This is a genomic window from Curtobacterium luteum (assembly GCF_014646995.1).
In the GTDB taxonomy this organism is placed as follows: domain Bacteria; phylum Actinomycetota; class Actinomycetes; order Actinomycetales; family Microbacteriaceae; genus Curtobacterium; species Curtobacterium luteum.
Map to the genome: position 1 here is coordinate 258,426 of NZ_BMOI01000001.1, position 26,643 is coordinate 285,068.

Genomic DNA, 26,643 nt, shown 5'->3' on the forward strand with positions numbered 1-26,643 from the left:
CGTGATCGAGTGGTTCATGTGGGTCCAGCTCGTGCTCGCCGTGGTCGCGGGGCTGTTCGCCGTGGTGGTCGGACTCATCGGGTGGAAGCCGAACGACTACACCGTCGGCTCCCTCGTGCTCGTCGAGCTGCTGCTCATCGCGCAGGGGGTCATCTCGCTCGTGCTGCCTGCAGTCGGCAGTCCGCCGAAGGGCAACGCGCTCGAGTTCGGCGTGTACGCGGTCTCCGTGTTGCTCGTGCCGCCGGCGGCCGTCGTCTGGGCGCTCATCGACCGGACGCGATGGAGCACCGTCGTGCTGGGCGCCGGCGCGTTCACCGTCGCCGTGATGGTCTACCGGATGTACCAGATCTGGTTCGCCCTGGTCTGATCCGGTGCGGCGCGACCGGCGGCGTCATCCGGGTCGGTGCTGGTCGGTAGAATCGGTGCAATGGCGACCAGATCCTCACTCGCGACCGGCGTCGGCCGAGTCCTCATCGCCGTCTACGGCATCCTCGCGCTGGCCGCGACGGGTCGAAGCGTCGTGCAGATCATCGAGAAGTTCTCCTTCGCGCCCTTCGCCTACACGCTCAGTGCCGTCGCCGCGGTCGTGTACATCGTCGCGATGATCGCGCTGATCGCTCCCGGCCGGGTCTGGTACCGCGTCGCCTGCGTCACCATCGGGTTCGAGATGGCCGGGGTGCTCGTCGTCGGGACGCTCTCGCTCCTCGACCACCAGCTGTTCCCCGACGACACCGTCTGGTCCTACTACGGGCTCGGCTACCTCTTCGCGCCGCTCGTCCTGCCGATCGCGGGCCTCTGGTGGCTCCGCAAGCACCACCGGACGGCCGCGCAGGCGACGCCCGCGGCCGACCACCGTTCGGACGCGACACCGACCGCCCCCGTGGGCGAGTAGGGACGGCCGTGCAGTACTACGACGACCTCGCCGACATGGCTCAGGGCTTCGGACCGAGCGCCGTGACCATCGGGAAGTTCGACGGCGTGCACGTCGGGCACCGCGCGGTGATTGCGCACCTCGAACAGTCGGCCCGGCAGCAGGGCCTCGTGTCGACCGTCGTCACGTTCGACCGGCATCCCCTGAGCGTCATCGACCCGGTGAAGACGCCCCCGGCGCTGACGAGCATCGCCCAGCGACGCGAACTCCTCGAGGACGTCGGCGTCGACGCGACCGTGCTGCTCCGCTTCGACCACGACCTCCAGTCGAAGGAACCCGAGGACTTCGTCTCCGAGATCCTCGTCGACACGCTGCACGCGCGCTACGTCTTCGTCGGCAGCGACTTCCGGTTCGGGCACCGCGGCGCCGGGGACGTCACCCTGCTCCGCAGCCTGGGGGAGCGTCTCGGCTTCACCGTCGAGCTCATCGACGACGTCGACCTGGTGGACGACGTCCGCCCCGCCGGCGAGCGTCGGGTGTCCTCGACGTGGATCCGTGAGCTGCTCGGCGACGGCCGTGTCGCCGAGGCCGCCCGGCTGCTCGGACGTGAGCATGCCGTCCGGAGCGTCGTCGTGCACGGCAACCAGCGCGGACGCGCGATGGGCTACCCCACCGCCAACCTCGACCCGCACTGCGAGGGCTTCGTCCCGGCCGACGGCGTCTACGCGGCCCGGGTGCTGCACGACGGCACGCTGTACCCTGCCGCGGTGTCGGTGGGCAACAACCCGACGTTCGACGGCGTCCCGGAGAAGCAGATCGAGGCGCACCTGCTCGACGTCGACATCGACCTCTACGGCGAGACGATCGCGGTGCTGTTCGTCTCGTACGTCCGCGGCATGGTGAAGTTCTCGTCGATGGACGAGCTCGCCGCGCAGATGCAGCAGGACGACCTCGACATCCGACTCCTGCTCGGGCTGCCCGCGCCGGTCTGACGTCGGCAGCTGCCGTCTCCCGCGGGCGCGAGACTCGGCCGTGCGCCCGCGAGACTCGGCCGGGCGGGCGCGAGACTCGGCCGGGCGCCCGCGAGTGTCGGCCGAGGCGACAGTTTTCGCGGCTCCGAACGCGAGAACTGTCGCCCAGCGCGAGACTCGCCCCCGCGCAGCCCGACACTCGCCGCCGCGTACGCCGCGCGCCCCGCACCCGGCGCAGAACGCAGGACGCCCCGCGACCGACGTCGGTCGCGGGGCGTCCTGCGGTGCCAGGACTCAGCCGCCGAGCGCGTCGAGCCAGATCTTGCGGGCGTCGAGGGCCTCTTGCGCGTCCTTGATCTTCCGGGCGTCGCCCGACTCCTTGGCCGCGGCGAGCTCCGCCTCGAGCTTGCCGATCGCGTCCTCGAGCTGGCTCGCGAGACCGGTCTGACGGGCCTTGCGCTCCGGGTCGGACGCCTTCCAGTGCTGGTCCTCGAGGCTCCGCACGTGGTCCTCGATCTGACGCAGACGGTCCTCGATGCGCCGGACGTCGCCGCGGGGCACCTTGCCGATCTCGTCCCACCGACGCTGGATGCCCGTGAGGGTCCGGCGAGCGGCGACCCGGTCGGTCTCCTGCAGGAGCGGCTCGGCCTCGGTCAGGAGCGCCTGCTTCGCGTCGAGGTTGGCAGCGAATTCCTCGTTCTCGACGGCCGCCTCGGCGTGGCGCTGCTCGAACAGGACGTCTCCGGCCGCCTTGAACCGTGCCCACAGGGCGTCGTCATGGCGCTTGCCCGCACGGCCGGCGCGCTTCCAGTCGTCGAGCAGCTGCCGGTAGGTCGGGATCGCGTCGGAGCCGCGCGGTGCGAGCGCCTCGGCCTGGGCGACGAGGTCCTGCTTCCGGCTGCGGGCGTCACGGTGCTGCGCGTCGAGCTCGGAGTAGAAGGCACGACGGTGCTGGTCGACCGTCGAACGAGCGGCACGGAAGCGCTTCCACAGCTCGTTGGCCTCGTTCTTCGGGATCCGCGGACCGTCGTGCTGGTGCTGCTGCCAGCGGGCGAAGACGTCGTCGAGCTGCGCGGTGATCTGCTTCCACTGCGCACGCGCCGGGTCCACCGCGGCCAGGGCCTCGGCCTCCTCCACCAGTGCCGTCCGGTGCGCGAGGGCGTCCGTCAGCGCCTGCTGGGCCTGCTCGGCCTGCTCCTTGGTGAGCGAGCCGACCTGGTCGGAGAGCGCGGCGACGCGGTCCTCGAGCGTCTTGATGTCACCCACGACCCGGGCGTCCGCCAGCTGCTCGCGGAGGTGCGCGACGGTCCGGGAGACGTCGTTCGCCGAGGCGCCGCGCTGCACGCGCTGCTCCGCGATCTTCACCTGGCCCTCGAGGTCGGCGTACTTCCGTGCGAAGTAGGCGAGGGCCTCGTCCGCCGTGGCGTCCGGGTACTCGCCGACGGCTCGCTCGCCGTCCTCGTACCGGACGTACACCGTCCCGTTCTCGTCGACCCGCCCCCAGGTCGTTGCTTCGTCAGATCCCACAGGTCTCGCCTCGATCGTGGTCGTGCATCGCCGACGTCCCCGTCGGCACGGTCAGGTCGTCAGCCTATTGCACGAAGACGCTGCCGGGACGGCCGGGGTCGACGGGTTGTGGACTACTGCTCCCGCTCGATGGTCGCGCCGGTGATCTTCGTCGCGACCTTCGGCTCGCCGGTGCCGTCGCTGCCGGCCTTCGCGATGCCCTTCGAGGTGATCTTCGACACGAGGGCGGACAGGCCGCTCGTGACCTTCCCAACGACCGTGTACCCGCCCGTCGAGGAGTCGAGTGTCGTGTCGCCGGTGACGATGAAGAACTGGGTCGACTGCGAGTACGGCGAGGAACTGCGGGCGATCGCGATCGTGCCCTTCGCGTACTCACCGTCGCTCGGCACGTTCTCGAGCGGGCCGTACTCGAACCCGGCGTCCCCGGTGCCGTCCCCGTTCGCCGAACCGCACTGGAGGAACTGCAGGCCCGTGCTGTCGGCGAGGCGGTGGCAGGTCGTGCCGTTGTAGAACTGCTCCTCGATGAGCTCGATCTCGACGCTGGTGGCCTGCGGGGCCTTCTGCCCGTCGAGCTCGATGCCGAGCCGGACGTCCTTGTTCAGCGTGAGTGTGCCCGTCCACGTCGAGTCCTTCGCGATGGACTTGCTCGGCACGTCCCCGGTGTTCCCGGCGGTCGCGCTCGGCGTCGGGGTCGACGTCGCGGTGGCCGTTGCGCTCGCGTCCGCCGTCCCCGAGCCCTGCGAGCCGGCGAAGGCGAGCTGCGAACCGGTGGCCAGCGCGGCGACCGCGACGAGGACGACCGTGCCGACGACGTTGTCCCGCACCCGGCGACGACGTTGCCGTTCGTGCAGTCCCTGGCGGGCCTGGTAGAGACGGAGGCGCTCGCGCGCCTCGCGGTTGTCACGCGCCTGGTTCTTCGGTGCCACGGTGCTGGTCGGACCTCTCGTCTCGAGTGTGCGACGAGCGTAGCGGACGGGCCCATGCACCGGCCTGGAGGCGCGGGGCGGGCCCGCACCGTGCCTCCCGTCCGGCGGTGGGTGCTATCGGTGGTGACGCCTAGGCTGGGGGCATGGCGACGGACCGTTCGGGCATCAACGCGCCCACCACGGGTGGGCGCGCGGGGCTCGCCCAGGGGTCCGTGCCGCTCGCGGTGCGGATGCGTCCGACCTCGCTGGAGGAGGTCGCCGGTCAGCAGCACCTCCTCGGTCGCGGGTCGCCGCTCGTGCAGCTCGCGACGGGCACGCGCGAGAACCCGGGCGGCGTCTCGGTGATCCTCTGGGGACCGCCCGGGACGGGCAAGACCACCCTCGCGCAGGCGATCGCGCGGCAGTCGGGGCGCGAGTTCGTGGAGCTCTCGGCGGTCACCGCCGGCGTCAAGGACGTGCGCGAGGTGATGGAGAAGGCGCTCGCGCACCGCGACCTGTACGGGTCGACCACCGTGCTCTTCCTCGACGAGATCCACCGGTTCAGCAAGGCCCAGCAGGACGCCCTCCTCCCGGGCGTCGAGAACGGGTGGGTGATCCTCATCGCGGCGACGACCGAGAACCCGTCGTTCTCCGTCATCTCGCCGCTGCTGTCCCGCTCCCTGCTCCTGACGCTCAAGCCCTTGACCGACGCCGACCTGGGCATGCTCGTCGACCGTGCGGTGGAGGACCCGCGCGGGCTCGGTGGCGCCGTGGTCCTCGGTGACGAAGCCCGGGCCGCGATCGTGCGCCTCGCGTCCGGTGACGCCCGTCGCGCGCTCACCGCGCTCGAGGCCGCGGCCGCGTCGGCCGCCGCCGCCCAGGACGACGACGACGACACGGTGCCCGTCGTCGACGCCGACACCGTCGCGGCCGCGGTGGACCGCGCACTGCTCCGCTACGACCGGCAGGGCGACGAGCACTACGACGTCATCAGTGCGTTCATCAAGTCGGTGCGGGGGAGCGATGTCGACGCTGCGCTGCACTACCTGGCTCGCATGATCGAGGCGGGCGAGGACCCGCGCTTCATCGCCCGTCGGATCATCATCTCCGCGTCCGAGGACATCGGCATGGCCGACCCGCAGGCGCTGCCGATCGCCGTGGCTGCTGCGCAGGCGGTGCAGTTGATCGGCATGCCCGAAGGGCGCATCCCGTTGGCCGAGGCGGTGGTCTACCTCGCGACCGCGCCGAAGTCGAACGCCGCCTACAACGGGGTGAACCAGGCGATGGCGGACGTCAAGGCGGGGCGGATGGGCGTGGTGCCGACCCACCTCCGTGACGCGCACTACCCCGGGGCGAAGCGCCTCGGGCACGGCAAGGGGTACGTCTACTCGCACGACGCCGAGCACGGGGTGGCGAAGCAGCAGTACCTCCCGGACGCGCTCGAGGGCACCGAGTACTACACCCCGACCACGAACGGCTTCGAGCGCGAGGTCGGTCCCCGGCTCGAACGTCTCCGGAAGATCACCCGCGGCGAGTAGGCGCGGCGGTGGTCCGGCGCCCGACTTGCTGCTATCGTTGATCCGCCTACGTCCTGGTCCTCGAGCACGGCTGCGTCGAGGACAGAGTGCCACTCCGGTGGCACGGGGCAGAGGTTCGGACTGTAGCCGTCCGATCCCACAGGCTCATCCCTCTGGATCCCGTCGTCGGGACCGGTCCTTCCCGTGTGTCTCGTGCGCACGGAGGGCGGTGCCCCTCGAGTATTCAGTTCAGACAGAGAAAAGGACCCTGTGTCTACCAAGTCACGCACCCGTAGCAAGACCCGCCTCTCGCGCGCGCTCGGCATCCCGCTGACGCCGAAGGCGGCCCGGTACCTCGAGAAGCGCCCCTACGGCCCCGGTGAGCACGGCCGCACCCGCCGTCGTGCGGACAGCGACTACGCCGTCCGTCTCCGTGAGAAGCAGCGTCTGCGCGCCCAGTACGGCATCCGCGAGAAGCAGCTCCGCATCGTCTTCGAAGAGGCCCGCAAGACGAAGGGCCTGACCGGTGAGAACCTGGTCGAGCTCCTCGAGCAGCGCCTCGACGCCCTCGTGCTCCGTGCCGGCTTCGCCCGCACCACCGCGCAGGCCCGTCAGCTGATCGTGCACCGCCACATCCTCGTCGACGGCAAGCTCGTCGACCGTCCGTCCTTCCGCGTGAAGGAGGGGCAGCTCATCCACGTGAAGCAGCGCTCCGAGTCCCTCGAGCCGTTCCAGGTCGCCGCCGCCGGTGGGCACCAGGAAGTCCTGCCGAAGGTCCCGGGCTACCTCGAGGTCGAGATCGACAAGCTCCAGGCCCGCCTCGTGCGTCGCCCGAAGCGTGCCGAGGTCCCCGTGACCTGTGAAGTCCAGCTCGTCGTCGAGTACTACGCAGCGCGCTGATCTCCTGATCGCTCACGAACGGCGGGTCGTCCTCTTGCGAGGGCGGCCCGCCGTTCCGTGTTCCCGCTCAGCACCGCCACTAAGCTTGTCGGGCGTGCACACCACGCACGCGAGAGGGAGAGGCACCGTGAAGCAGCTGTTCTTCGTCGCCGTCGGCATCGTCATCGGGTTCGCCGTGGCGCACCAGGTCGCGAACACCCGCGGCGGTGCGCGCTTCTTCGCGGACGTGAACGCACGGACGAAGGCCTTCGCGGACGCCGTGGCCGACGGGTACAAGTCCCGCGACGCCGAACTCCGCACCGACGCCTGACGCCTGACGCCTGACGCCCGACGCCTGGCGCCCGTCGCCCGGCACCAGCGGCGCCCGAGCACCGCGCACGCCCTCCCACGCACTCGACCTGAAACCAGGAAGCACCTTGCAGACCGCAGAGATCCGCCGCCGTTGGCTCCAGTTCTTCGGCGACCGCGGGCACACCGTCGTCCCGTCCGCGTCGCTCGTCTCGGACGACCCGTCGCTCCTGTTCACGGTGGCCGGCATGGTGCCGTTCATCCCGTACCTCACCGGGCTCGTCCCGTCGCCGTACCCGCGGGCCACGAGCGTGCAGAAGTGCATCCGCACGAACGACATCGAAGAGGTCGGCAAGACCCCGCGCCACGGCACGTTCTTCCAGATGAACGGGAACTTCTCGTTCGGCGACTACTTCAAGGAGCAGGCGATCCAGTACGCCTGGGAGCTCCTGACGACGCCGGAGTCGGACGGCGGCCTCGGATTCTCGCCCGATGACCTGTGGGTCACCGTCTACGAGGACGACGACGAGGCGATCGCGTTCTGGAAGCAGCACTCCTCGCTGCCGGACGACCGGATCCAGCGACTCGGCAAGGACACCAACTACTGGTCGACGGGGCAGCCCGGCCCGGCGGGCCCGTGCTCGGAGATCTTCTTCGACCGTGGACCCGCGTACGGCATCGACGGCGGCCCGGCCACCGACGACGACCGCTACGTCGAGATCTGGAACCTCGTCTTCATGCAGTACCAGATCGCCGACGTGCGGTCGAAGTACGACTTCGAGATCACCGGCGAGCTGCCGAACAAGAACATCGACACCGGCATGGGGCTCGAGCGCGTCGCGTTCATCAAGCAGGGCGTCGACAACATGTACGAGATCGACCAGGTGCGACCGGTCCTCGACAAGGCGGCGGAGGTCTCCGGTCGCCGCTACGGTGCCGTCCACGAGGACGACGTCCGGATGCGCGTCATCGCGGACCACGTCCGGTCGGCGCTCATGCTCATCGCCGACGGGGTCAGCCCGTCGAACGAGGGCCGCGGCTACATCCTCCGTCGGCTGCTGCGCCGCACGGTGCGTGCGATGCGGCTCCTCGGCGTCGAGGGTGCGACGTTCCCCGAACTCTTCCCGGCGTCCCGCGACGCCATGAAGGACGCCTACCCCGAGGTCGCCGAGGGCTACGACCGCATCGCGCGCATCGCCTACGCGGAGGAGGAGACCTTCCTCCGGACGCTCGCGCAGGGCACGACGATCCTCGACGTCGCGGTCGAGCGCGCCAAGGCGGACGGCAAGCCCGCGATCGGCGGCGACACCGCGTTCCTGCTGCACGACACCTTCGGGTTCCCGATCGACCTCACGCTCGAGATGGCCGAGGAGGCCGGGGTCCAGGTCGACCGCGGCGCGTTCGACACCCTGATGTCGGAGCAGCGTGCCCGCGCGAAGGCGGACGCGAAGAGCAAGAAGACCGCGCTCGCGGACCTCAGCGTCTACAGCGCGTTCCGAGCCAAGGGCGAGACGACGTTCCTCGGGTACGACGCGCTCGAGGCGGAGACGAGCGTCCTCGGCATCATCGTCGACGGCGTCAGCGTGGACCGGGCGGTCGCGGGCGACATCGCCGAGGTCATCCTCGGCGAGACCTCGCTCTACGCGGAGTCCGGCGGTCAGGACGCCGACCAGGGTTCGATCATCGGGAACGGCTTCGATCTGGAGGTCCTCGACGTCCAGCGTCCGGTCGCCGGCCTGTGGAGCCACACGGTGCAGGTCCGCTCGGGCGAGGTCGGGGTCGGCGACGCCGCCACGACCGTGGTCGACGCCGAGTACCGCCGGGGCGCGACGCAGGCCCATTCGGCCACCCACCTGGTCAACGCCGCGCTGCGGGACATCCTCGGTCCGGAGGCGCTGCAGGCCGGTTCGTACAACAAGTCCGGGTACATGCGCCTCGACTTCTCCTGGTCGCAGCCGGTGTCGCTCGACACCCGCTCCGAGATCGAGGAGGTCGTGAACAACGCCATCCGCTCGGACCTCGAGGTCTCGACCCGCGTGCTCCCGCTCGCCGAGGCCAAGGAACTCGGGGCGCAGGCGCTGTTCGGCGAGAAGTACGGCGCCGAGGTCCGCATGGTCGACATCGGCGGTCCGTGGTCGCGCGAGCTGTGCGGTGGCACGCACGTCGCGTCGAGCGCACAGGTCGGCCTGGTGAACCTGGTGGGGGAGTCGAGCGTCGGTTCGACGAACCGTCGTGTCGAGGCACTCGTCGGCCTCGAGGGGTTCCTCGACCTCGCGGTCGAGCGCACCATCGTGTCGCAGCTGTCGAGCGCGCTCAAGGCCCCGCGCGAGGACCTGCCGACCCGGATCCAGTCGCTCATGGACGACCTGAGGACCGCGCAGAAGCGGATCGCCGAGTTCGAGTCCGCGAACCTGCAGCAGCGCGTCCCGGCGATCGCACGGCAGGCGTCCACCGTCGGCGCGACCACCGTCGTCGCCGAGACGGTCGAGAACGTGCAGTCCGGCGACGACCTCCGTTCGTTGGCCACGGGCGTCCGTGCCCAGCTCGGTGACGGTGCCGCGGTCGTCGTGCTCGGCGCGGTCGTGAACGAGAAGCCGGTGGTGATCGTCGCGACGAACGACGCAGCGCGTGCCGCCGGCGTGCAGGCCGGACCGCTCGCCAAGGAGGCCGCCAGCGTCCTCGGCGGCGGTGGCGGTGGCAAGCCGGACCTCGCGCAGGGTGGTGGTACGGACGCAGCGGCGCTGCCCGCGGCACTCCGGGCCGTGACCGCCCGCCTGGCGGCCTGAGCGTGGCGATCCGCTCCGGGCGTCGGCTCGGCATCGACGTCGGCCGCGCCCGGATCGGCGTCGCGGTGTGCGACCGGGACGGTCTGCTCGCGACGCCGGTCGAGACGGTCCGCCGCGACGACGACGCCGACCTCGGGCGGATCCTCGCCATCGCGGACGAGTACGACGTGCTCGAGGTCGTCGTCGGGCTGCCGCTGTCGATGTCGGGGGGCGACACCCCCTCGACCGAGGACGCCCGCGCGTTCGCCGCCCGGATCGCCGGACACCGGCCGGTGCGGCTCGTCGACGAGCGGCTGTCGACGGTGACGGCGCAGCGCGGCCTGCACCAGGCCGGGCGGAACACGAAGAAGTCCCGCGCCGTGATCGACCAAGCGGCCGCTGTCATCATTCTGCAACACGCGCTCGACCACGAGCGTGCGTCCGGAGCCCCACCAGGGGCCGAGCTCCCCTGACGGACGAGCCCAGCGAACTGCGGGCTCCGACGGACCGCTGCCGTTGCGGTGCCCCAGGTGGAGTCCCCGAACGAGAGACCAGAGGATCCGTTGGCAGACGACCTGGACTGGAACGCGATCATCTCGCCCGCCGGTGACGGCGGACGGCGACGGGCCGGCGACGACGCCGGGCCGGGAGCCGACCGGCCGCTGTCGCGGCGCGAGGCGCGAGCGCGTGAGGCCGCACGGGCAGACGCCGCGCAGGCGGGCGCCGCGCAGACGGGCGCCGCGCAGGCCGACGCCAGGCGGGCCGACGCCACGCGGGCAGACGCCGCGACGGCGGAACACGACCGTGCGCAGGCCGCGCGGGCAGGAGCCGATCGGGCGCAGGCCGGCCGTGCAGAGGCCGAGCGTGCGCCGGCCGACCCGGGCGGCTTCGCCGTCGACCGTGACGAACCGGTCACCCGTCGCGACCGCAGCCGACCGGTGTCACCGGCGGACGCCCCGGTCGCGACGAGCGCCGACGAGCTGCACCCGGAGGTGACCGCGCTCCTCACCGGCGAGCACGTGGTCCCGGCCGAGGACGCATCGCGAGCCGCGGCAGCACGCGGTGGCGAGGGACGAGGCGGGGGAGGCCGTGCCTCCCGTCGGGGTCGTGATCCGCGGCCGCCGCGCCGACGCGGCCCGCTCATCGCCGGCCTCGTCATCGTCGCGATCGTGCTCGCGGGCGGCGTCGCCGGCTACCAGTTCATCGCACCGAAGGTGCAGCAGGTCGTCGCAGCGATCACCGGCGCCCAGGAGTCCGACGACTACAGCGGCGACGGGACCGGCAAGGTCACCATCACGATCCGGCAGGGCGACATCGGCGAGGACGTCGCGAAGACGCTGCAGCGCAGCGACGTCGTGAAGAGCTCGAAGGTCTTCTACAAGCTCCTGCTGCAGTCACCCGACGTCCAGTTCCAGCCCGGCTCGTACACCCTCAAGAAGGAGATGAGCTCGAAGGCGGCCCTCGCGGCTCTGCAGGACCCCGCCAACGCCGTCAAGGCGTCGATCGTGATCCCGGAGGGGACGGCCCTCGCGGACATCGAGGCCGGGATGGTCTCGAAGGCGGGCCTGACGAAGGCCGAGGTCACCGCTGCGGCGAAGGACGTGTCCGCGTACGGGCTCCCGGCGAACGCGACGACCCTCGAGGGCTGGCTCTTCCCGGCGACGTACCCGATCAACCCGGGGTGGACCGCGAAGCAGTACTTCCAGTCGATGGTCGACACGATGAAGGAGCACCTGGCGTCCGCCGGAGTGGCCGAGGAAGACCAGGAGCGCGTCATCGTCTTCGCGTCCCTCGTGCAGAAGGAGGCCGGTCTCGCCGCCGACTACCCGAAGGTCGCGCGCGTCTTCCAGAACCGGCTCGACGACGGCATGGCCCTGCAGTCCGACGCGACCGTCGCCTACGGGACCGGCAACACGCACCGGGTGACCACCACCGACGCCGAGCGGAACGACGCGTCGAACAAGTACAACACCTACGTCCACAAGGGTCTGCCGCCGGCACCGATCTCGAACCCGGGCGACGTCGCGATCAAGGCCGTGACCAACATGGCGAAGGGCAAGTGGCTCTTCTTCGTCACCGTGAACCTGGAGACGGGCGAGACCGTGTTCTCGGACACGTTCGCCGAGCACCAGGTCGCGGTCGCGAAGTTCCAGGCGTGGCTCCGGGCGCATCCCGACTACCAGTGACCCGCTGCGACGTCTCGCGGCACCGTGCTGTGGGAGGATTGGGCCATGCTTCGTTGGTTGACTGCTGGTGAGTCCCACGGACCCGAACTGATCGCGATGCTCGAGGGCCTGCCCGCGGGTGTCCCGGTGTCGTTCGAGTCCATCCGTACCGACCTCGCGCGCCGCAAGCTCGGGTACGGCCGGGGCTCCCGCATGAAGTTCGAGCAGGACGAGCTCCACGTGTCCGGCGGTGTCCGGCACGGGTACTCGATGGGCAGCCCGATCGCGATCCGCATCGGCAACACCGAGTGGCCCAAGTGGGTCGAGGTGATGAGCCCCGAGCCCGTCGAGCAGACCGACATGTCGCGCGGCCGCTCGGCCCCGCTGACCCGTCCGCGTCCCGGTCACGCCGACCTCGTCGGGATGCAGAAGTACGGCTTCGACGAGGCGCGGCCGATCCTCGAGCGCGCGTCTGCCCGCGAGACCGCTGCCCGCGTCGCACTCGGCGCGGTCGCGAAGTCCTTCCTCGCCGAGCTCGGCATCCGGTCGGTCGCGCACACGCTGCAGGTCGGCACGGTCCGCGTCCCCGACGGCACCGCGCTGCCGCTGCCCGAGGACGTCGACCGGCTCGACGACGACCAGCTCCGGTGCTTCGACGCCGAGACGTCGGCGCGGATGGTCACCGAGGTCGAGTCCGCGAAGAAGGACGGCGACACCCTCGGCGGGGTCGTCGAGGTGCTGTTCTACGGGGTGCCCCCGGGGCTCGGGTCGCACGTGCAGTGGGACCGCCGTCTCGATGCGCGTCTCGCGGCCGCGATCATGGGCATCCAGGCGATCAAGGGCGTCGAGGTCGGGGACGGCTTCGCGACCGCGGGACGCCGGGGCTCGGAGGCGCACGACGAGCTGTACCGCGAGGACGGCGAGATCGTCCGCACGACCGACCGAGCGGGCGGCACCGAGGGCGGTATGTCCACCGGTACGGTGCTCCGCGTCCGCGCCGGTATGAAGCCGATCGCGACCGTCCCGCACGCGCTGCACACGATCGACGTGACCACCGGTGAGGACGCGTCCGCACACCACCAGCGTTCCGACGTCTGCGCGGTGCCGGCCGCCGGCGTCGTCGCCGAGGCCATGGTGGCGCTCGTGCTCGCTGACGCCGTGCTCGAGAAGTTCGGCGGCGACAACGTCGCGGAGACGAAGCGGAACCTCGACGCCTACCTGGCGTCGATCCCGGAGACGCTCCGCTCCCGTCGCACCGAGTCCGCGGACTCCGCGCCCGTCCTGTGACGGCGGGTCCGCGGGCCGGCGGTCCGCGCGGGGACGGCTCGCACTCGGGCGATCCGCGTGTGGGCGGTCCGCGCGGCGGCGGCAGTCCACGCACCGGCCGCCTCACCGCGCCCGTCGTCGTCATCGGGCCGATGGGCGCCGGCAAGTCGAGCGTGGGCAAGCGGGTGGCGAAGGCGCTCGGCGTGCCCTTCACCGACACCGACCGGGTGATCGTGCGCGAGCACGGCCCGATCCCGGCGATCTTCGCCACGCGTGGCGAGCCGGCGTTCCGGGAGCTCGAGGCCGACGCCGTCCGTGACGCGGTCACCACCGGCGGGGTCGTCGCTGTCGGCGGGGGAGCCGTGACACACGCCGCGACCCGCGAGTCGCTCGTCGGTGCACGGATCGTGCTCCTGACGGTGTCGCCGGAGGCCGTGGCCGAGCGGATCGCCGGGAGTGACCGGCCCCTGCTCGCGGACGGCGGCATCGACGCCTGGCAGACCATCCTGGACGAGCGTGCGGCGACGTACGCCGAGCTCGCCCACATCGTCGTGGACACCTCGCGGCGGCCGATGTCCCGCGTGGTGGACGAGGTCGTCGCGTGGGTACGCGACGGCGAACCGGGCACGATCGACGCGCCCGAGCACACCGGAGGGACACCGTGACCGAACCCGCCCTGCCCGCTGGCACCACCGAGATCCGCGTCGGCGGGGACGACGGGTACGTCGTCGCGGTCGGCTCGGGCCTGCTCGGCTCCGTGCCCGCCCTCCTCGGACCCCGCGTCGCGAAGGTGCTCATCGTGCACGCGCCGACGCTCGGCGCACGCGCGAACGACCTGCGTGCGCTCCTCGTCGCGGCCGGCCTGGACGCCCTGATCGCCGAGGTGCCGGACGCCGAGGCGGCGAAGCGGGTCGAGGTCGCCGCGTTCTGCTGGCAGATCATGGGCCAGTCGGACTTCACCCGCACCGACGCCGTCATCGGACTCGGCGGGGGAGCCGTCACGGACCTCGCCGGCTTCGTCGCCGCGACCTGGCTCCGTGGGGTCCCGTACGTGGCGATCCCGACGAGCGTGCTCGGCATGGTCGACGCGAGCGTCGGTGGCAAGACCGGGATCAACACGAACGAGGGCAAGAACCTCGTCGGTTCCTTCTCCGCCCCCCGCGCGGTCGTCGCGGACCTCGACCTGGTCCGCTCCCTGCCGCGCAACGAGATCCTGACCGGGTTCGCGGAGATCGTGAAGGCCGGCTTCATCGCCGTGCCGGAGATCCTCGACGTCATCGAGGCGGACGTCGACCGGGTGACCGACCCGACGACACCCGAGTTCCGGCGCGTGGTCGAGCTCGCGATCGAGCTCAAGGCGCAGGTGGTGTCGGACGACTTCACCGAGCAGGGCCGCCGCGAGATCCTCAACTACGGGCACACGCTGGGGCACGCGATCGAGCACGCTGAGCGCTACCAGTGGCGCCACGGTGCCGCGGTCGCCGTCGGCATGGTGTTCGCCGCGGAGCTCGCGCGGCTCACCGGGCACCTCGACGACGCCACGGTCGACCGGCACCGCGCGATCCTCGAGTCGCTCGAGCTGCCGACCACCTACGGCATCGGCCGGTGGGAGGGGCTCCTCGCGACGATGCGCCGGGACAAGAAGGCGCGCGCCGGCATGCTGCGGTTCATCATCCTCGACGGGGTGGGCAAGCCGACGACGCTCGAGGGTCCGGAGGACCACCTGCTCTTCACGGCGTACCAAGAGGTCGGCGTCTAGCAGGTCTGTGGCTCGGGTTCAGCGCAGGACGCGCCGGGTCCGCCGCCACCACCACTTGACGCGCATCGACACGGTGAGCACGCCGGTGCGACGCCATTCCAGGTACTCCGGGACCGTGGCGCCGTTCTCGTACGCCCAGTACTCGTCATCGTCACGATCCGGGTCCATGGCGTCGGGCAGCGGCTTCAAGATGGGCATCAGCGATGCTCCTCTCTGTCGTCGTACCGTTCGTCCGGGGGAGTCACCCGGCGCAGCGCGCGCGTGGCGAGCCCCCGGCCTGACTTGGACCACCACGCTACGTGCTCGAGTTCGCGGAGCACAGCGATCGAGATGTCGTACTCCGCCTTGCTGCGCTGGTCACCGATCGACCAGACGAAGCGCCGCCACGCGTGCTCCCGATCCGCTGCCCGCCGCGACTGGAACGCCCTGAACCAACTGACCACGGCGGCGCAGATCGCCGCAGCTGCGGCGATCACCGCGCTGGTGAGTGCTGTCTCCATCCCCGCATCCTGACGTCCGCGAACCGACCCCGGGGTGACCGCAGCCCGACCTGTGCAGAACGCCCCGTGCCTCCAGGCCGGTGCAGGAGGAACCTGCCTACCCGACGCACACGCGGCGGACCCAGGCCACGGGAGCACACTGGCTGGGTGCCCACCCCGCCCCGCCTGAGCGACCTCGGCCAGCAGGACGCGGACGTCGGCAGCCTGCGAACCCGCGGCCGCCGCTTCGCCGAACTCCTGCGCATCGCCCGACGCCACCACCTCGTGCCGTTCCGCCGCCTCGACTTCTCACACGACCCCGCGACGAGCGACCTCCGACGCGACCAGGCCGAGCACCTGCGACGCGCCCTCGAGGAGGCGGGCGGCGGCTTCGTCAAGATGGGCCAACTGCTCTCGACGCGGGACGACCTCCTGCCGGAGGAGTGGACCGAGGGCCTCGCCCACCTGCAGCGCAACGTGGCACCGGCTCCCGCCGCCGAGGTCGCCGAGCTGCTCGCGACCGACCTGCACGCTCCGGTCGACGAGGTCTTCGCCGCGTTCGACCCCGAACCGGTGGCCGCGGCGTCGATCGCGCAGGTGCACCGGGCCCGGCTGCACGACGGCACCGAGGTCGCGGTCAAGGTCCAGCGGCCCGGCATCGACGCCGCCGTGCGCCGCGACGTGGACATCGCGCTGCGGGTCGTGCGGTTCCTGGCGCGCACGAGCACCGAGGCCCGGCAGGTCGGCGTGGTGGACGTGGCCGCGCAGTACGCGGCGGACCTGGTCCGGCAGGTGGACTTCTCCTCCGAGGCAAGGAACCTCGCCGCGCTCCGGGCCGCGCAGGCGCGCAGCGCCCGCCCCGACGAGGTCTACTTGCCCGTCCCGTACCCCGAACTGTCGGGACGACGGGTGCTCGTCATGGAGTTCCTCGAGGGCGAGACGCTCAGTGCGCTGCGGGCGCAGCGCACCGACCGTGACCTGGACGCGCCGATGCGCGCGATCCTGCGGGCATTCCTCCGACAGGTCGTCTTCGACGGGCTGTACCACGCGGACCTCCACCCGGGCAACGTCGTGCTCCTGCCCGACGGTCGGCCCGCGTTGATCGACTTCGGTTCGGTCGGGAGGCTCGACCCGGGTCTCCGGGACACGGTCCAGGACCTGCTGGCCGGCTACCTGCAGGACGACACGGCCCGGATCGCCGACAACGTCCTGCGGATGGCCCCGGTGCGCGATCCGCGCGACGAGGCCGACTTCCGGCGCGACATCGCGCGGTTCGTCGCGGACGAGCTCGGGCCGGGCGCGCGGATCGGGGTGCAGACCGTCGACGACGCCGTCGAGGTGTTCGGGCGCTACCGGCTGAAGCCGCCGCCGGACTTCGTGGCGGCTGCCCGCGCCCTCGCGATCTTCGAGGGGACGCTCCGCACGCTGACGCCGTCCTTCGACCTGCTGGAGGAGTCCCGCGACCTCGCGAAGCAGCAGATCCGGGACCAGCTGCGCCCATCCGCCCTGCGCGACGTCGCGGTCCGCGAGCTGTTCGGGGTCGTGTCGGCGGCGCGGAAGCTCCCGCGGCGGGTGGACCGCATCACCGAGGCCATCGAGACCGGTCGGCTGTCGGTCAACATCCGTCTCTTCGGCGACCGGCAGGACCGACGGCTCGTCACGGGGCTGATCCGGCGGATCCTGCTCGTGCTGCTCGGCTCCGGGGCGGGGATCCTGGCGATCGTGTACCTGACCCTGCCGGCGCGGCCGACGGCGGTGCTCTCGACCGGGGCGGCCGGCGGGCTGCTCGGCGGGGCGGCCGTGGTGCTGCTCGGGTGGGCTGCGCTCGACGCGTGGCGGGCGCGGCGGCGGGACTGAGCGGGCGGGGCGCAGGCACGGTGCGCGGAGCTCCCTGCACGGTGCGAGGTTGTGCACACGGTGCGGCGGAACAACGTCGCACGCTGTGGGCAGCCTCGCACCGTCCTGGCCGCGGTCGCACGGTGCGAGGCCGCCGCACCGGACGCTGCCGCGCGGCGCCGCGCGGGGCGGCACGACCCCGTCCGCTACACTCGACGGGGCGTCGCGCCGATCCGGCCAGCGACCGCCGCGCCGGACCCCGCGTCCGCGAGACCTTCACAACACCATCGAACGGAAGACCCATGGCGAGCACCACTGACATCAAGAACGGCGCCGTTCTCATCATCGACGGCCAGCTCTGGTCGGTCGTCGAGTTCCAGCACGTCAAGCCGGGCAAGGGCGGTGCGTTCGTCCGCACCAAGCTCAAGAACGTCGTCTCCGGCAAGGTCGTCGACCGCACGTTCAACGCGGGCGCCAAGATCGACACCGCGACCGTCGACCGCCGCGACTACCAGTACCTGTACCAGGACGGCGAGTCCTACGTGTTCATGGACACCGACACCTACGACCAGATCCCCGTCTCGGAGACCGTCGTCGGCGACGCGAAGAACTACCTCCTCGAGTCCGCGATGGTCACCATCGCGATGAACGAGGGCAACCCGCTCTACATCGAGCTCCCGACGTCGATCGTCACCGAGGTCGAGACCGAGCCGGGGCTCCAGGGCGACCGTTCGTCCGGTGGCACGAAGGACGCGACGATCATCGCGACCGGTCACCGCATCCAGGTCCCGCTGTACCTGGAGAACGGCACCACCGTGAAGATCGACACGCGCGACGGCAGCTTCCTCGGCCGCGTCAACAACTAGGCGTTCGTCCATGAGTGCTCGTTCGAAGGCCCGCAAGCGCGCCCTCGACATGCTGTACGTGGCAGAGGTCCGCGACCTGCCGATCGCTGACGTCCTCGCCACGGAGACCGTCCGGCACCTCGACCAGCCCGAGCGCGCCTCGAGCTGGGACTACGCCCGTCAGATCGTCACGGGCGTCGACGAGGCACGGCACGAGATCGACTCCGTGATCGTCGACCACGCCCAGGGCTGGTCCATCGCGCGGATGCCCGTGCTCGACCGGTGCATCCTCCGGATGGGCGTCTGGGAGCTCCGGTTCAACAGCGAGGTCCCCGACGCGGTCGCGATCGCCGAGGCGGTCGAGCTCGCGCAGTCACTGTCCACCGAGGAGTCCGCCGGCTTCGTGAACGGCGTCCTCGGCGCCGTCGCGGGCGGCCGGGCCCCCGGTGCGAAGCAGCACGACGCACCGTCCGGTCGGACGGTCGCAGGAGACCGGGAGTCCCGGTAGGGTTGACCACGTCAGCGTCCTTTAAGTCCGTCCGGTGAGGCGGGGAAGGAGGTCGGCGTGGGCACCAGAACGGTCCTGCAGAACACCGACATCACGCGTGCTCTGACACGCATCGCGCACGAGATCCTCGAGGCCAACCACGGCGCCTCGGACCTCGTGCTCCTGGGCATCCCGACGCGGGGTGCCGTCCTGGCGGAGCGCCTCGCGGCGATCCTGTCCGACATCGAGCCCGAGTGGGCGGCCGACCGCGAGCAGCGGCTCGGCACCCTCGACGTGACGATGCACCGGGACGACCTCGGGCACGGCATCGGTCGCGCGCCGCACCGCACGACGATCCCGACGAGCGGCATCGACGGCAAGGTCGTCGTGCTCGTCGACGACGTGCTGTACTCCGGCCGCACCGTGCGCGCGGCGCTCGACGCCCTGCAGGGGATCGGTCGTCCCCGGGCGGTGCGGCTCGCCGTCCTCGTCGACCGCGGGCACCGCGAGCTGCCGATCCGGGCGGACCACGTCGGCAAGAACCTCCCGACGGCCTCCGACGAGCGCGTGACGCTGCGGCTGACCGAGACCGACGGCCGCGACGAGGTCGTCATCGAGCAGATCGAGCCGCAGCAGCCCGCCGCGCAGCAGCCCGCCGCGCATCGCACGGGGGTGACCTCGTGAAGCACCTGCTCTCCACCGCCGACCTCTCGCGGGCCGACGCGATCGGCATCCTCGACGTCGCCGAGGAGATGGCCGAGGTGAACACCCGCGAGGTGAAGCGGCTCCCGGCCCTCCGCGGCAAGACGATCGTGAACCTCTTCTTCGAGGACTCCACCCGCACCCGCATCTCGTTCGAGGCCGCCGCCAAGCGCCTCTCCGCCGACGTCATCAACTTCGCCGCGAAGGGCTCGAGCGTCTCCAAGGGCGAGTCGCTCAAGGACACCGTCCAGACGCTCGGGGCCATGGGCATCGACGGCATCGTGATGCGGCACGGTGCCTCGGGCGCGCCGCGCGTGCTCGCGGACGCGGACTGGATCGACGTCCCGGTCGTGAACGCCGGGGACGGCACGCACGAGCACCCCACCCAGGCGCTGCTCGACGCCTTCACCATGCGCCGCCGGCTGCACGGTGCCGCGAGCCGCGGGAAGGGCCTCGACGGGGTCCGGGTCGCGATCGTCGGCGACGTCCTGCACAGCCGCGTGGCGCGGAGCAACGCCTGGCTGCTCGCGACGCTCGGGGCCGAGGTGACCTTCGTCGCCCCGCCGACCCTGCTGCCCGCGGTCGACCGTCCGTTCGGCGCCGCGGTCCACCACGACCTCGACGTCGCCCTGGCGGAGGACCCGGACGTCGTGATGCTCCTGCGCATCCAGCAGGAGCGCATGCACGACGCGTTCTTCCCGAACGAGCGCGAGTACACCCGGCACTTCGGCCTGACCGCCGCCCGCGCGGCGGGGCTGTCCGAGCGGACGCTGATCATGCACCCGGGGCCGATGAACCGCGGCCTCGAGATCGCCGGCGTCGCGGCCGACGACCCCCGCTCCACCGTCGTCGAGCAGGTCGCGAACGGCGTCAGTGTCCGCATGGCCGTCCTCTACCTGGCCCTCACCGGATCGGCTCCGGCGACCTCGGTCGCGCAGCCGGCCGCAGCACCCACGAAGGAGCCCGTCGCATGACCGCCCACCTCATCCGCGGCGCGCAGCTGGTCGACGGCACGCGTGCCGACATCCGCCTGGAGGGACGCCACGTCACCGCGGTCGGGTCCGGTCTCGACGCGGCCGGCGCGACGGTCGTGGACGCGGACGGTCTCGTCGCGCTGCCCGGCCTCGTCGACCTCCACACCCACCTCCGCGAGCCCGGTGGCGAGGAGGCCGAGACCGTCCTCACCGGGTCCCGCGCTGCGGCCGCCGGCGGCTTCACCGCCGTGAACGCGATGGCCAACTCGAACCCGGTCGCGGACACCGCCGGGGTCGTCGAGCAGGTCCAGGCGCTCGGCGACGACGCCGGCTACGTCACGGTCCGGCCGATCGGCGCGGTGTCGCAGGGCCTCCAGGGCACGCACCTGTCGGAGATCGGCGCGATGGCGACGAGCCGCGCGCGGGTCCGGGTGTTCTCGGACGACGGCTCGTGCGTCGCCGACCCGCTGCTCATGCGCCGTGCCCTCGAGTACGTCAAGGGCTTCGGCGGCGTCATCGCGCAGCACGCCCAGGAGCCGCGCCTGGCCATCGGCGCCCAGATGAACGAGGGACGGCTGTCGTCGGAGCTCGGGCTGGCGGGCTGGCCGGCAGTGGCCGAAGAGGCGATCATCGCCCGCGACGTGCTCCTCGCCGACCACGTCGGCGCGCGGCTCCACGTCTGCCACGTGTCGACGGCCGGCAGCGTCGAGGTCATCCGCTGGGCGAAGTCCCGCGGCATCGACGTCACCGCCGAGGTGACGCCGCACCACCTCGTCCTCACCGAGGACCTCATCGCCGGGGTCGACGGCGCGCCCGGGTACGACGCCCGCTACAAGGTGAACCCACCGCTCCGCGCCCGCGAGGACGTCGACGCCCTCCGGGCAGCCCTGGCGGACGGCACGATCGACATCGTCGCGACCGATCACGCGCCGCACACCTCGGAGGCGAAGTGCTGCGAGTGGCCGGCCGCCGCGAACGGCATGGTCGGCCTCGAGTCCGCGCTCAGCGTCGTGCAGGCGGCCGTGGTCGAGAGCGGGCAGCTCGGCTGGGCCGACGTCGCGCGGGTGCTGTCCGAGGCCCCGGCACGCATCGGACGGGTCGAGGGCCACGGCCAGCGCATCGCCGAGGGAGCGCCGGCCGAGGTCACGCTGTACGACCCGAGCGCGGTGCGCGACTTCTCGGTCGCCGACCTCGCCGGCCAGTCACAGAACTCGCCGTACCTCGGCATGCGCCTGCCCGGTCGGGTCGTCGCGACCTTCCACCACGGCTTCCCGACCGTCCTCGACGGCGCGGTCGTCGATGCCGGGACCGTGGCGGCGCATGCTGCGCGCGTCCGGGCGGCGGCACGGTGAGCGGCGACGCGGCCCGGTGGCTCACGGGTGGGGTCATCCTCCTCCTGGTGGCGCTGCTCTTCGTCGCCATGGCGCGCACCTGGCGGAGCCGGACCCGCGCGCAGGCCGCAGCCGTGCCTCCCGTGCCGGTGCCCGCGGACCCGGGTCCGCAGGCCGGGTCGTGGGACGGGTTCACCGTCGCGACGACCCGCGCCGACCAGCCGCTGGAGCGGATCACGGCGGGCGGCCTGGGCTTCCGCAGCCGCGGCGGCGTGACCGTCCACGAGCGCGGCGTGGTCCTGCATCACGCCGGAGCAGCCGACCGCTGGGTCGCTGCCGACGCCCTCCGCGGCGCCGACCGCGCGACCTGGGCCATCGACCGGGTCGTCGAACCCGGGGGACTGGTCCGTGTGCGATGGACGGCGACCGGCGCCGCAGGTGCGACGGACCTCGACACCTACTTCCGGTTCCCGGAGGGCGACGCTGCAGCAGCACTCGCCGCCCTGCAGGGACTGACGACGAAGCACGAGCACCCGCACACCGCGGGCGAAGGGACGAACTGATGACACGCGAACGGGCCGTACTGGTCCTCGAGGACGGCACCCGCTACGAGGGACGGGCGTACGGCGCCCGAGGCCGAACCCTGGGTGAAGTGGTCTTCGCGACCGGGATGACGGGCTACCAGGAGACGCTGACCGACCCGTCCTACGCCGGGCAGATCGTGGTGCAGACCGCGCCGCACATCGGCAACACGGGCGTCAACGACGAGGACCCGGAGTCCCGTCGCATCTGGGTCGCCGGCTACGTGGTGCGTGACCCCAGCCGCATCGTCTCGAACCACCGGGCGAACGCCACGCTCGACGACCACCTGGTGCGGGACGGCATCGTCGGCATCTCGGGCGTCGACACCCGCGCGCTCACCCGCCGGATCCGTGACGCCGGTGCCATGAAGGGCGGCGTGTTCAGCGGACCTGATGCGGAGCTGTCCGCCGAGTCGCAGCTGGACGCGGTGCGGGCACAGGCCACCATGGCCGGGGCCAGCTTCTCCGCCGTCGTGTCGACGCCGGAGACCTACGTCGTCCCGGCGGTCGGCGAGCAGATCGGCCGACTGGCCGTGCTCGACCTCGGCGTGAAGGCCTCGACCACGCGCTACCTCGCCGAGCGCGGCTTCGAGGTGCACGTCGTGCCGCAGGACATCACGGCCGAAGCGCTCGAAGCGCTGGACCCCGACGCGCTCTTCTACTCGAACGGACCCGGTGACCCGGCGGCGAGCGACGCGCAGGTGTCGCTGCTGCAGGAGTCGCTGAAGACGGGGCGACCGTTCTTCGGCATCTGCTTCGGCAACCAGCTGCTCGGGCGTGCGCTCGGCTTCGGCACCTACAAGCTGCCCTTCGGACACCGCGGCATCAACCAGCCGGTGCTCGACACCACCACGGGCAAGGTCGAGATCACGAGCCAGAACCACGGCTTCGCGGTCGACGCACCCCTCGGTGAGGTCCTCGAGTCGCCGGCCGGGTTCGGTCGCGTCGAGGTGTCGCACTACTCGCTCAACGACAACGTGGTCGAGGGTCTCCGTGCGCTCGACGTGCCCGCGTTCAGCGTGCAGTACCACCCCGAGGCCGCGGCCGGCCCGCACGACTCCATGTACCTGTTCGACCGGTTCGCGGACCTGGTCCGAGCCCGTCGCGAGGAGAAGCCGCTCGACGCGGCGACCGCCGACGCCACGACCCCCGCAGCCGACGTCACCAAGGAAGCCAACTGATGCCGAAGCGCGCAGACATCAACTCCGTCCTCGTCATCGGCTCCGGTCCGATCGTCATCGGGCAGGCCGCCGAGTTCGACTACTCCGGCACCCAGGCGTGCCGCGTCCTCCGAGCCGAGGGCGTCCGCGTCATCCTCGTCAACCCGAACCCGGCGACGATCATGACCGACCCGGACTTCGCCGACGCGACCTACATCGAGCCGATCACGAGCGCGTCGCTCGAGGAGATCATCAAGATCGAGCAGCCCGACGCGGTCCTGCCGACCCTCGGCGGCCAGACGGCGCTCAACGCGGCCATCAAGCTCGACGCCGAGGGCATCCTCGACAAGTACGGGGTCGAGCTCATCGGCGCCAAGGTCGACGCGATCCAGCGCGGTGAGGACCGCCAGCTCTTCAAGGAGCTCGTGCTCGAGTCCGGCGCCGACGTCGCCCGGAGCCACATCGCGCACACGCTCGAGGAAGCCAAGGAGTACGCGCAGGACCTCGGCTACCCGCTCGTCGTCCGGCCGTCCTTCACGATGGGCGGCCTCGGCTCGGGGTTCGCGTACAACGAGGAGGAGCTCGTCCGCTTCGTGGGTGACGGCCTCCAGTCCAGCCCGACCACCGAGGTGCTCCTCGAGGAGTCGATCCTCGGCTGGAAGGAGTACGAGCTCGAGCTGATGCGCGACAACTTCGACAACACGGTCGTCATCTGCTCGATCGAGAACGTCGACCCGGTGGGCGTCCACACCGGCGACTCGATCACCGTCGCGCCCGCGCTGACGCTGACGGACCGCGAGTACCAGAACATGCGGAACATCGGCATCGACATCATCCGTCGTGTCGGTGTCGACACCGGTGGCTGCAACATCCAGTTCGCCGTCGACCCGTCGAACGGCCGCGTCATCGTCATCGAGATGAACCCCCGCGTCTCCCGTTCGTCGGCGCTCGCGTCGAAGGCCACCGGCTTCCCGATCGCGAAGATCGCCGCGAAGCTCGCCATCGGGTACCGCCTCGACGAGATCGAGAACGACATCACCCGGGTCACGCCGGCGAGCTTCGAGCCGACGCTCGACTACGTGGTCGTGAAGACCCCGCGGTTCGCGTTCGAGAAGTTCCCCGCGGCGGACGCCACCCTGACCACGACGATGAAGAGCGTCGGCGAGGCGATGGCGATCGGCCGCAACTACGCCACCGCCCTGCAGAAGTCGCTCCGCTCGCTCGAGAAGCGCGGATCGTCGTTCCACTGGGACACCCCGGCGGCGGAACTCGACAAGGACGCCCTGCTCGCGAAGTCGGCGATCCCGACCGACGGGCGCATCGTCACCGTGCAGCAGGCGCTCGTCGCCGGCGCCACCGCGGCCGAGGTGTTCGAGGCCACGAAGATCGACCCGTGGTTCATCGACCAGATCGTGCTCATCAACGAGGTCGCGTCCGAGGTCGCCGCCGCCGAGACCCTGGACGCGGACACCCTGCGCTGGGCCAAGGAGCACGGGTTCTCGGACGCGCAGATCGCATCGTTGCGTGGGATCTCCGAGCAGGACGCGCGGGACGCCCGCCACGGCTTCGGCATCCGGCCGGTCTTCAAGACGGTCGACACCTGCGCCGGTGAGTTCCCGGCCCTCACGCCGTACCACTACTCGTCGTACGACACCGAGACCGAGGTCGCCGCGAGCGACCGCAAGAAGGTCGTCATCCTCGGATCCGGCCCGAACCGCATCGGCCAGGGCGTCGAGTTCGACTACTCCTGCGTGCACGCGTCCTTCGCGCTGAGCGACGCCGGGTTCGAGACGATCATGATCAACTGCAACCCCGAGACGGTGAGCACGGACTACGACACGTCCGACCGCCTGTACTTCGAGCCGCTCACCACCGAGGACGTCCTCGAGGTCATCGCGGCCGAAGCGGCGTCCGGCGAGCTCGTCGGTGTGGTCGTGCAGCTCGGCGGGCAGACCGCCCTCGGGCTCGCGAAGCCGCTCGAGGCCGCGGGCATCCCGATCCTCGGTACCTCGCCGTCCGCGATCGACTCCGCCGAGGAGCGCGGGCAGTTCTCCGCGATCCTCGACGAAGCCGGGCTCCTCGCACCGCGCAACGGCACGGCCCACGACCTCGCGAGCGCGACCGCGGTGGCGGAGGAGATCGGCTACCCGGTCCTCGTCCGCCCGTCCTTCGTGCTCGGCGGGCGCGGCATGGAGATCGTGTACGACCCGGCCGCCCTCGCGGACTACTTCGACCGGATGGCCGACCAGGCGATCATCGGTCCGGAGCTGCCGCTGCTGGTCGACCGCTTCCTCGACGACGCGGTGGAGATCGACGTGGACGCCCTCTTCGACGGCGAGCGGCTCTACGTCGGGGGGATCATGGAGCACATCGAGGAGGCCGGCATCCACTCCGGCGACTCCGCGTGCACCCTGCCCCCGGTCGGCCTCGGCAAGGCGGAGATCCGCGGCGTGGTCGAGGCCACCGAGCGGATCGCCCGCGGCATCGGCGTGCAGGGCCTGCTGAACGTCCAGTTCGCGATCGGCGCCGGCGTGCTCTACGTCCTCGAGGCGAACCCCCGTGCCAGCCGCACGGTGCCCTTCGTCTCGAAGGCGCTCGGCATCCCGCTGGCGAAGGCAGCGAGCCGCGTCATGACCGGGACCTCGATCGACGCGCTCGTCGCCGAGGGCCTGCTGCCCGAGCGGGACGGCTCGTCGGTGCCCGCGCAGGCGCCGGTCGCCGTGAAGGAGGCCGTGCTGCCCTTCCGCCGCTTCCGCACCCACGACGGGCAGGTCGTCGACTCGGTGCTCAGCCCCGAGATGCGCTCCACCGGCGAGGTCATGGGCATCGACCGTGACTTCCCGCGGGCGTTCCTCAAGTCGCAGGACGCGGCGTACGGCGGACTGCCGACGAGCGGCACGGTCTTCGTGAGCGTCGCCGACACCGACAAGCGGCAGGTCGTCCTGCCGATCCACCGTCTGCAGCAGCTCGGCTTCACGATCACCGCGACCGAGGGCACCGCCGAGGTCCTCCGTCGCAACGGCATCGAGGTCACGCTGGTCGGGAAGTACAGCGAGGGCGGGGAGAGCGTCGTCGACCTGCTCGCCCGCGGCGAGGTCGACATCGTCATCAACACCCCGTCCGGCGCGGCCGGTCGTGCGGACGGCTACGAGATCCGTGCGGCCACGGTCGCCGCGGACAAGCCGCTCTTCACGACGATCGCCCAGCTCGGCGCGGCGGTCGCCGCGATCGAGACGATCGGCACCGAGCACACGGTCCGCAGCCTGCAGGACTACGCGCTCGAGCGCGCCACCTGGTGAGCGCGGTGGCACAGC

Annotated in this window: 25 protein-coding genes; 21 read left to right on the forward strand and 4 right to left on the reverse strand. The window is 71.5% G+C overall.

What is annotated here, in order from left to right; translation table 11 throughout:
- Position 1 precedes the first annotated feature (1 nt).
- From IEY20_RS01095 to IEY20_RS01105, 3 genes are read left to right on the forward strand one after another with little or no spacing between them, the layout of a single operon-like run.
- On the forward strand, positions 2-367 hold the full coding sequence (locus IEY20_RS01095; protein ID WP_022902281.1) for a hypothetical protein: 366 nt from the start codon (positions 2-4) through the stop codon (positions 365-367).
- 60 nt (positions 368-427) lie between these two features.
- Positions 428-892 (forward strand): hypothetical protein, encoded by a 465-nt coding sequence (locus IEY20_RS01100; protein ID WP_022902282.1) that lies wholly within the window; start codon positions 428-430, stop codon positions 890-892.
- 8 nt (positions 893-900) lie between these two features.
- Positions 901-1,863, forward strand: coding sequence for a bifunctional riboflavin kinase/FAD synthetase (locus IEY20_RS01105; RefSeq protein ID WP_022902283.1), 963 nt, complete (start codon positions 901-903; stop codon positions 1,861-1,863).
- A 273-nt stretch (positions 1,864-2,136) separates the two neighbouring features.
- On the opposite strand, the gene IEY20_RS01110 is transcribed toward IEY20_RS01105, so the two are convergent.
- Both IEY20_RS01110 and IEY20_RS01115 read right to left on the reverse strand, forming a co-directional pair.
- Positions 2,137-3,369: a DUF349 domain-containing protein gene (locus IEY20_RS01110; RefSeq protein ID WP_175329134.1), complete on the reverse strand. Its 1,233-nt coding sequence runs from the start codon at positions 3,367-3,369 to the stop codon at positions 2,137-2,139.
- Between the two features lie 113 nt (positions 3,370-3,482).
- A complete protein-coding gene (locus tag IEY20_RS01115; RefSeq protein ID WP_175329135.1) occupies positions 3,483-4,295 on the reverse strand; it encodes a peptidylprolyl isomerase in 813 nt (270 codons plus the stop codon).
- 143 nt (positions 4,296-4,438) lie between these two features.
- On the opposite strand from IEY20_RS01115, the gene IEY20_RS01120 reads away from it, so the two are divergent.
- The 9 genes from IEY20_RS01120 to aroB all read left to right on the forward strand — a co-directional run bounded on the left by IEY20_RS01120 (position 4,439) and on the right by aroB (position 14,934).
- Positions 4,439-5,812 (forward strand): replication-associated recombination protein A, encoded by a 1,374-nt coding sequence (locus IEY20_RS01120; protein ID WP_175329136.1) that lies wholly within the window; start codon positions 4,439-4,441, stop codon positions 5,810-5,812.
- Between the two features lie 249 nt (positions 5,813-6,061).
- On the forward strand, positions 6,062-6,691 hold the full coding sequence (rpsD, locus tag IEY20_RS01125; protein ID WP_058726527.1) for a 30S ribosomal protein S4: 630 nt from the start codon (positions 6,062-6,064) through the stop codon (positions 6,689-6,691).
- Positions 6,692-6,818: 127 nt separating this feature from the next.
- Positions 6,819-7,001: a hypothetical protein gene (locus IEY20_RS01130; RefSeq protein ID WP_175329137.1), complete on the forward strand. Its 183-nt coding sequence runs from the start codon at positions 6,819-6,821 to the stop codon at positions 6,999-7,001.
- Between the two features lie 106 nt (positions 7,002-7,107).
- Positions 7,108-9,765, forward strand: a complete 2,658-nt coding sequence (gene alaS / locus IEY20_RS01135; protein ID WP_188888853.1) for an alanine--tRNA ligase — start codon at positions 7,108-7,110, stop codon at positions 9,763-9,765.
- A gap of 8 nt (positions 9,766-9,773) precedes the next feature.
- Complete coding sequence (gene ruvX, locus IEY20_RS01140) at positions 9,774-10,217, forward strand: Holliday junction resolvase RuvX (protein WP_031273837.1); 444 nt, start codon at positions 9,774-9,776, stop codon at positions 10,215-10,217.
- Between the two features lie 90 nt (positions 10,218-10,307).
- A complete protein-coding gene (gene mltG, locus IEY20_RS16990; RefSeq protein ID WP_229727786.1) occupies positions 10,308-11,930 on the forward strand; it encodes an endolytic transglycosylase MltG in 1,623 nt (540 codons plus the stop codon).
- Positions 11,931-11,975: 45 nt separating this feature from the next.
- Complete coding sequence (gene aroC, locus IEY20_RS01150) at positions 11,976-13,196, forward strand: chorismate synthase (protein WP_175329139.1); 1,221 nt, start codon at positions 11,976-11,978, stop codon at positions 13,194-13,196.
- Between the two features lie 59 nt (positions 13,197-13,255).
- On the forward strand, positions 13,256-13,840 hold the full coding sequence (locus IEY20_RS01155; RefSeq protein ID WP_502798665.1) for a shikimate kinase: 585 nt from the start codon (positions 13,256-13,258) through the stop codon (positions 13,838-13,840).
- On the forward strand, positions 13,837-14,934 hold the full coding sequence (aroB, locus tag IEY20_RS01160) for a 3-dehydroquinate synthase (RefSeq protein ID WP_175329140.1): 1,098 nt from the start codon (positions 13,837-13,839) through the stop codon (positions 14,932-14,934). The genes IEY20_RS01155 and aroB overlap by 4 nt, the downstream gene beginning before the upstream one ends.
- 18 nt (positions 14,935-14,952) lie before the next feature.
- On the opposite strand, the gene IEY20_RS01165 is transcribed toward aroB, so the two are convergent.
- The gene (locus IEY20_RS01165; protein ID WP_022902496.1) at positions 14,953-15,132 is read right to left on the reverse strand and encodes a hypothetical protein; all 180 of its coding nucleotides are present in this window, start codon (positions 15,130-15,132) and stop codon (positions 14,953-14,955) included.
- Positions 15,132-15,434 carry a hypothetical protein gene (locus IEY20_RS01170; protein ID WP_188888855.1) on the reverse strand — a complete coding sequence of 101 codons (303 nt, stop codon included), beginning with the start codon at positions 15,432-15,434 and terminating at the stop codon, positions 15,132-15,134. The genes IEY20_RS01165 and IEY20_RS01170 overlap by 1 nt, the downstream gene beginning before the upstream one ends.
- Positions 15,435-15,581: 147 nt before the next feature.
- On the opposite strand from IEY20_RS01170, the gene IEY20_RS01175 reads away from it, so the two are divergent.
- The 9 genes from IEY20_RS01175 to carB all read left to right on the forward strand — a co-directional run bounded on the left by IEY20_RS01175 (position 15,582) and on the right by carB (position 26,628).
- On the forward strand, positions 15,582-17,270 hold the full coding sequence (locus IEY20_RS01175) for an ABC1 kinase family protein (RefSeq protein ID WP_175329142.1): 1,689 nt from the start codon (positions 15,582-15,584) through the stop codon (positions 17,268-17,270).
- Between the two features lie 281 nt (positions 17,271-17,551).
- Positions 17,552-18,115: an elongation factor P gene (gene efp / locus IEY20_RS01180; protein WP_022902498.1), complete on the forward strand. Its 564-nt coding sequence runs from the start codon at positions 17,552-17,554 to the stop codon at positions 18,113-18,115.
- A gap of 10 nt (positions 18,116-18,125) precedes the next feature.
- Positions 18,126-18,602, forward strand: a complete 477-nt coding sequence (gene nusB / locus IEY20_RS01185) for a transcription antitermination factor NusB (RefSeq protein WP_022902499.1) — start codon at positions 18,126-18,128, stop codon at positions 18,600-18,602.
- 57 nt (positions 18,603-18,659) lie between these two features.
- Positions 18,660-19,265, forward strand: a complete 606-nt coding sequence (gene pyrR, locus IEY20_RS01190) for a bifunctional pyr operon transcriptional regulator/uracil phosphoribosyltransferase PyrR (RefSeq protein WP_175329143.1) — start codon at positions 18,660-18,662, stop codon at positions 19,263-19,265.
- Positions 19,262-20,257: an aspartate carbamoyltransferase catalytic subunit gene (locus tag IEY20_RS01195; protein WP_175329144.1), complete on the forward strand. Its 996-nt coding sequence runs from the start codon at positions 19,262-19,264 to the stop codon at positions 20,255-20,257. The genes pyrR and IEY20_RS01195 overlap by 4 nt, the downstream gene beginning before the upstream one ends.
- Positions 20,254-21,609: a dihydroorotase gene (locus IEY20_RS01200; protein ID WP_175329145.1), complete on the forward strand. Its 1,356-nt coding sequence runs from the start codon at positions 20,254-20,256 to the stop codon at positions 21,607-21,609. The genes IEY20_RS01195 and IEY20_RS01200 overlap by 4 nt, the downstream gene beginning before the upstream one ends.
- Positions 21,606-22,151, forward strand: coding sequence for a PH-like domain-containing protein (locus tag IEY20_RS01205; RefSeq protein WP_175329146.1), 546 nt, complete (start codon positions 21,606-21,608; stop codon positions 22,149-22,151). Before IEY20_RS01200 ends, IEY20_RS01205 begins: the two co-directional genes overlap by 4 nt.
- Complete coding sequence (gene carA / locus IEY20_RS01210) at positions 22,151-23,350, forward strand: glutamine-hydrolyzing carbamoyl-phosphate synthase small subunit (RefSeq protein ID WP_175329147.1); 1,200 nt, start codon at positions 22,151-22,153, stop codon at positions 23,348-23,350. Before IEY20_RS01205 ends, carA begins: the two co-directional genes overlap by 1 nt.
- A complete protein-coding gene (gene carB / locus IEY20_RS01215; RefSeq protein WP_175329148.1) occupies positions 23,350-26,628 on the forward strand; it encodes a carbamoyl-phosphate synthase large subunit in 3,279 nt (1,092 codons plus the stop codon). Before carA ends, carB begins: the two co-directional genes overlap by 1 nt.
- Positions 26,629-26,643 lie beyond the last annotated feature (15 nt).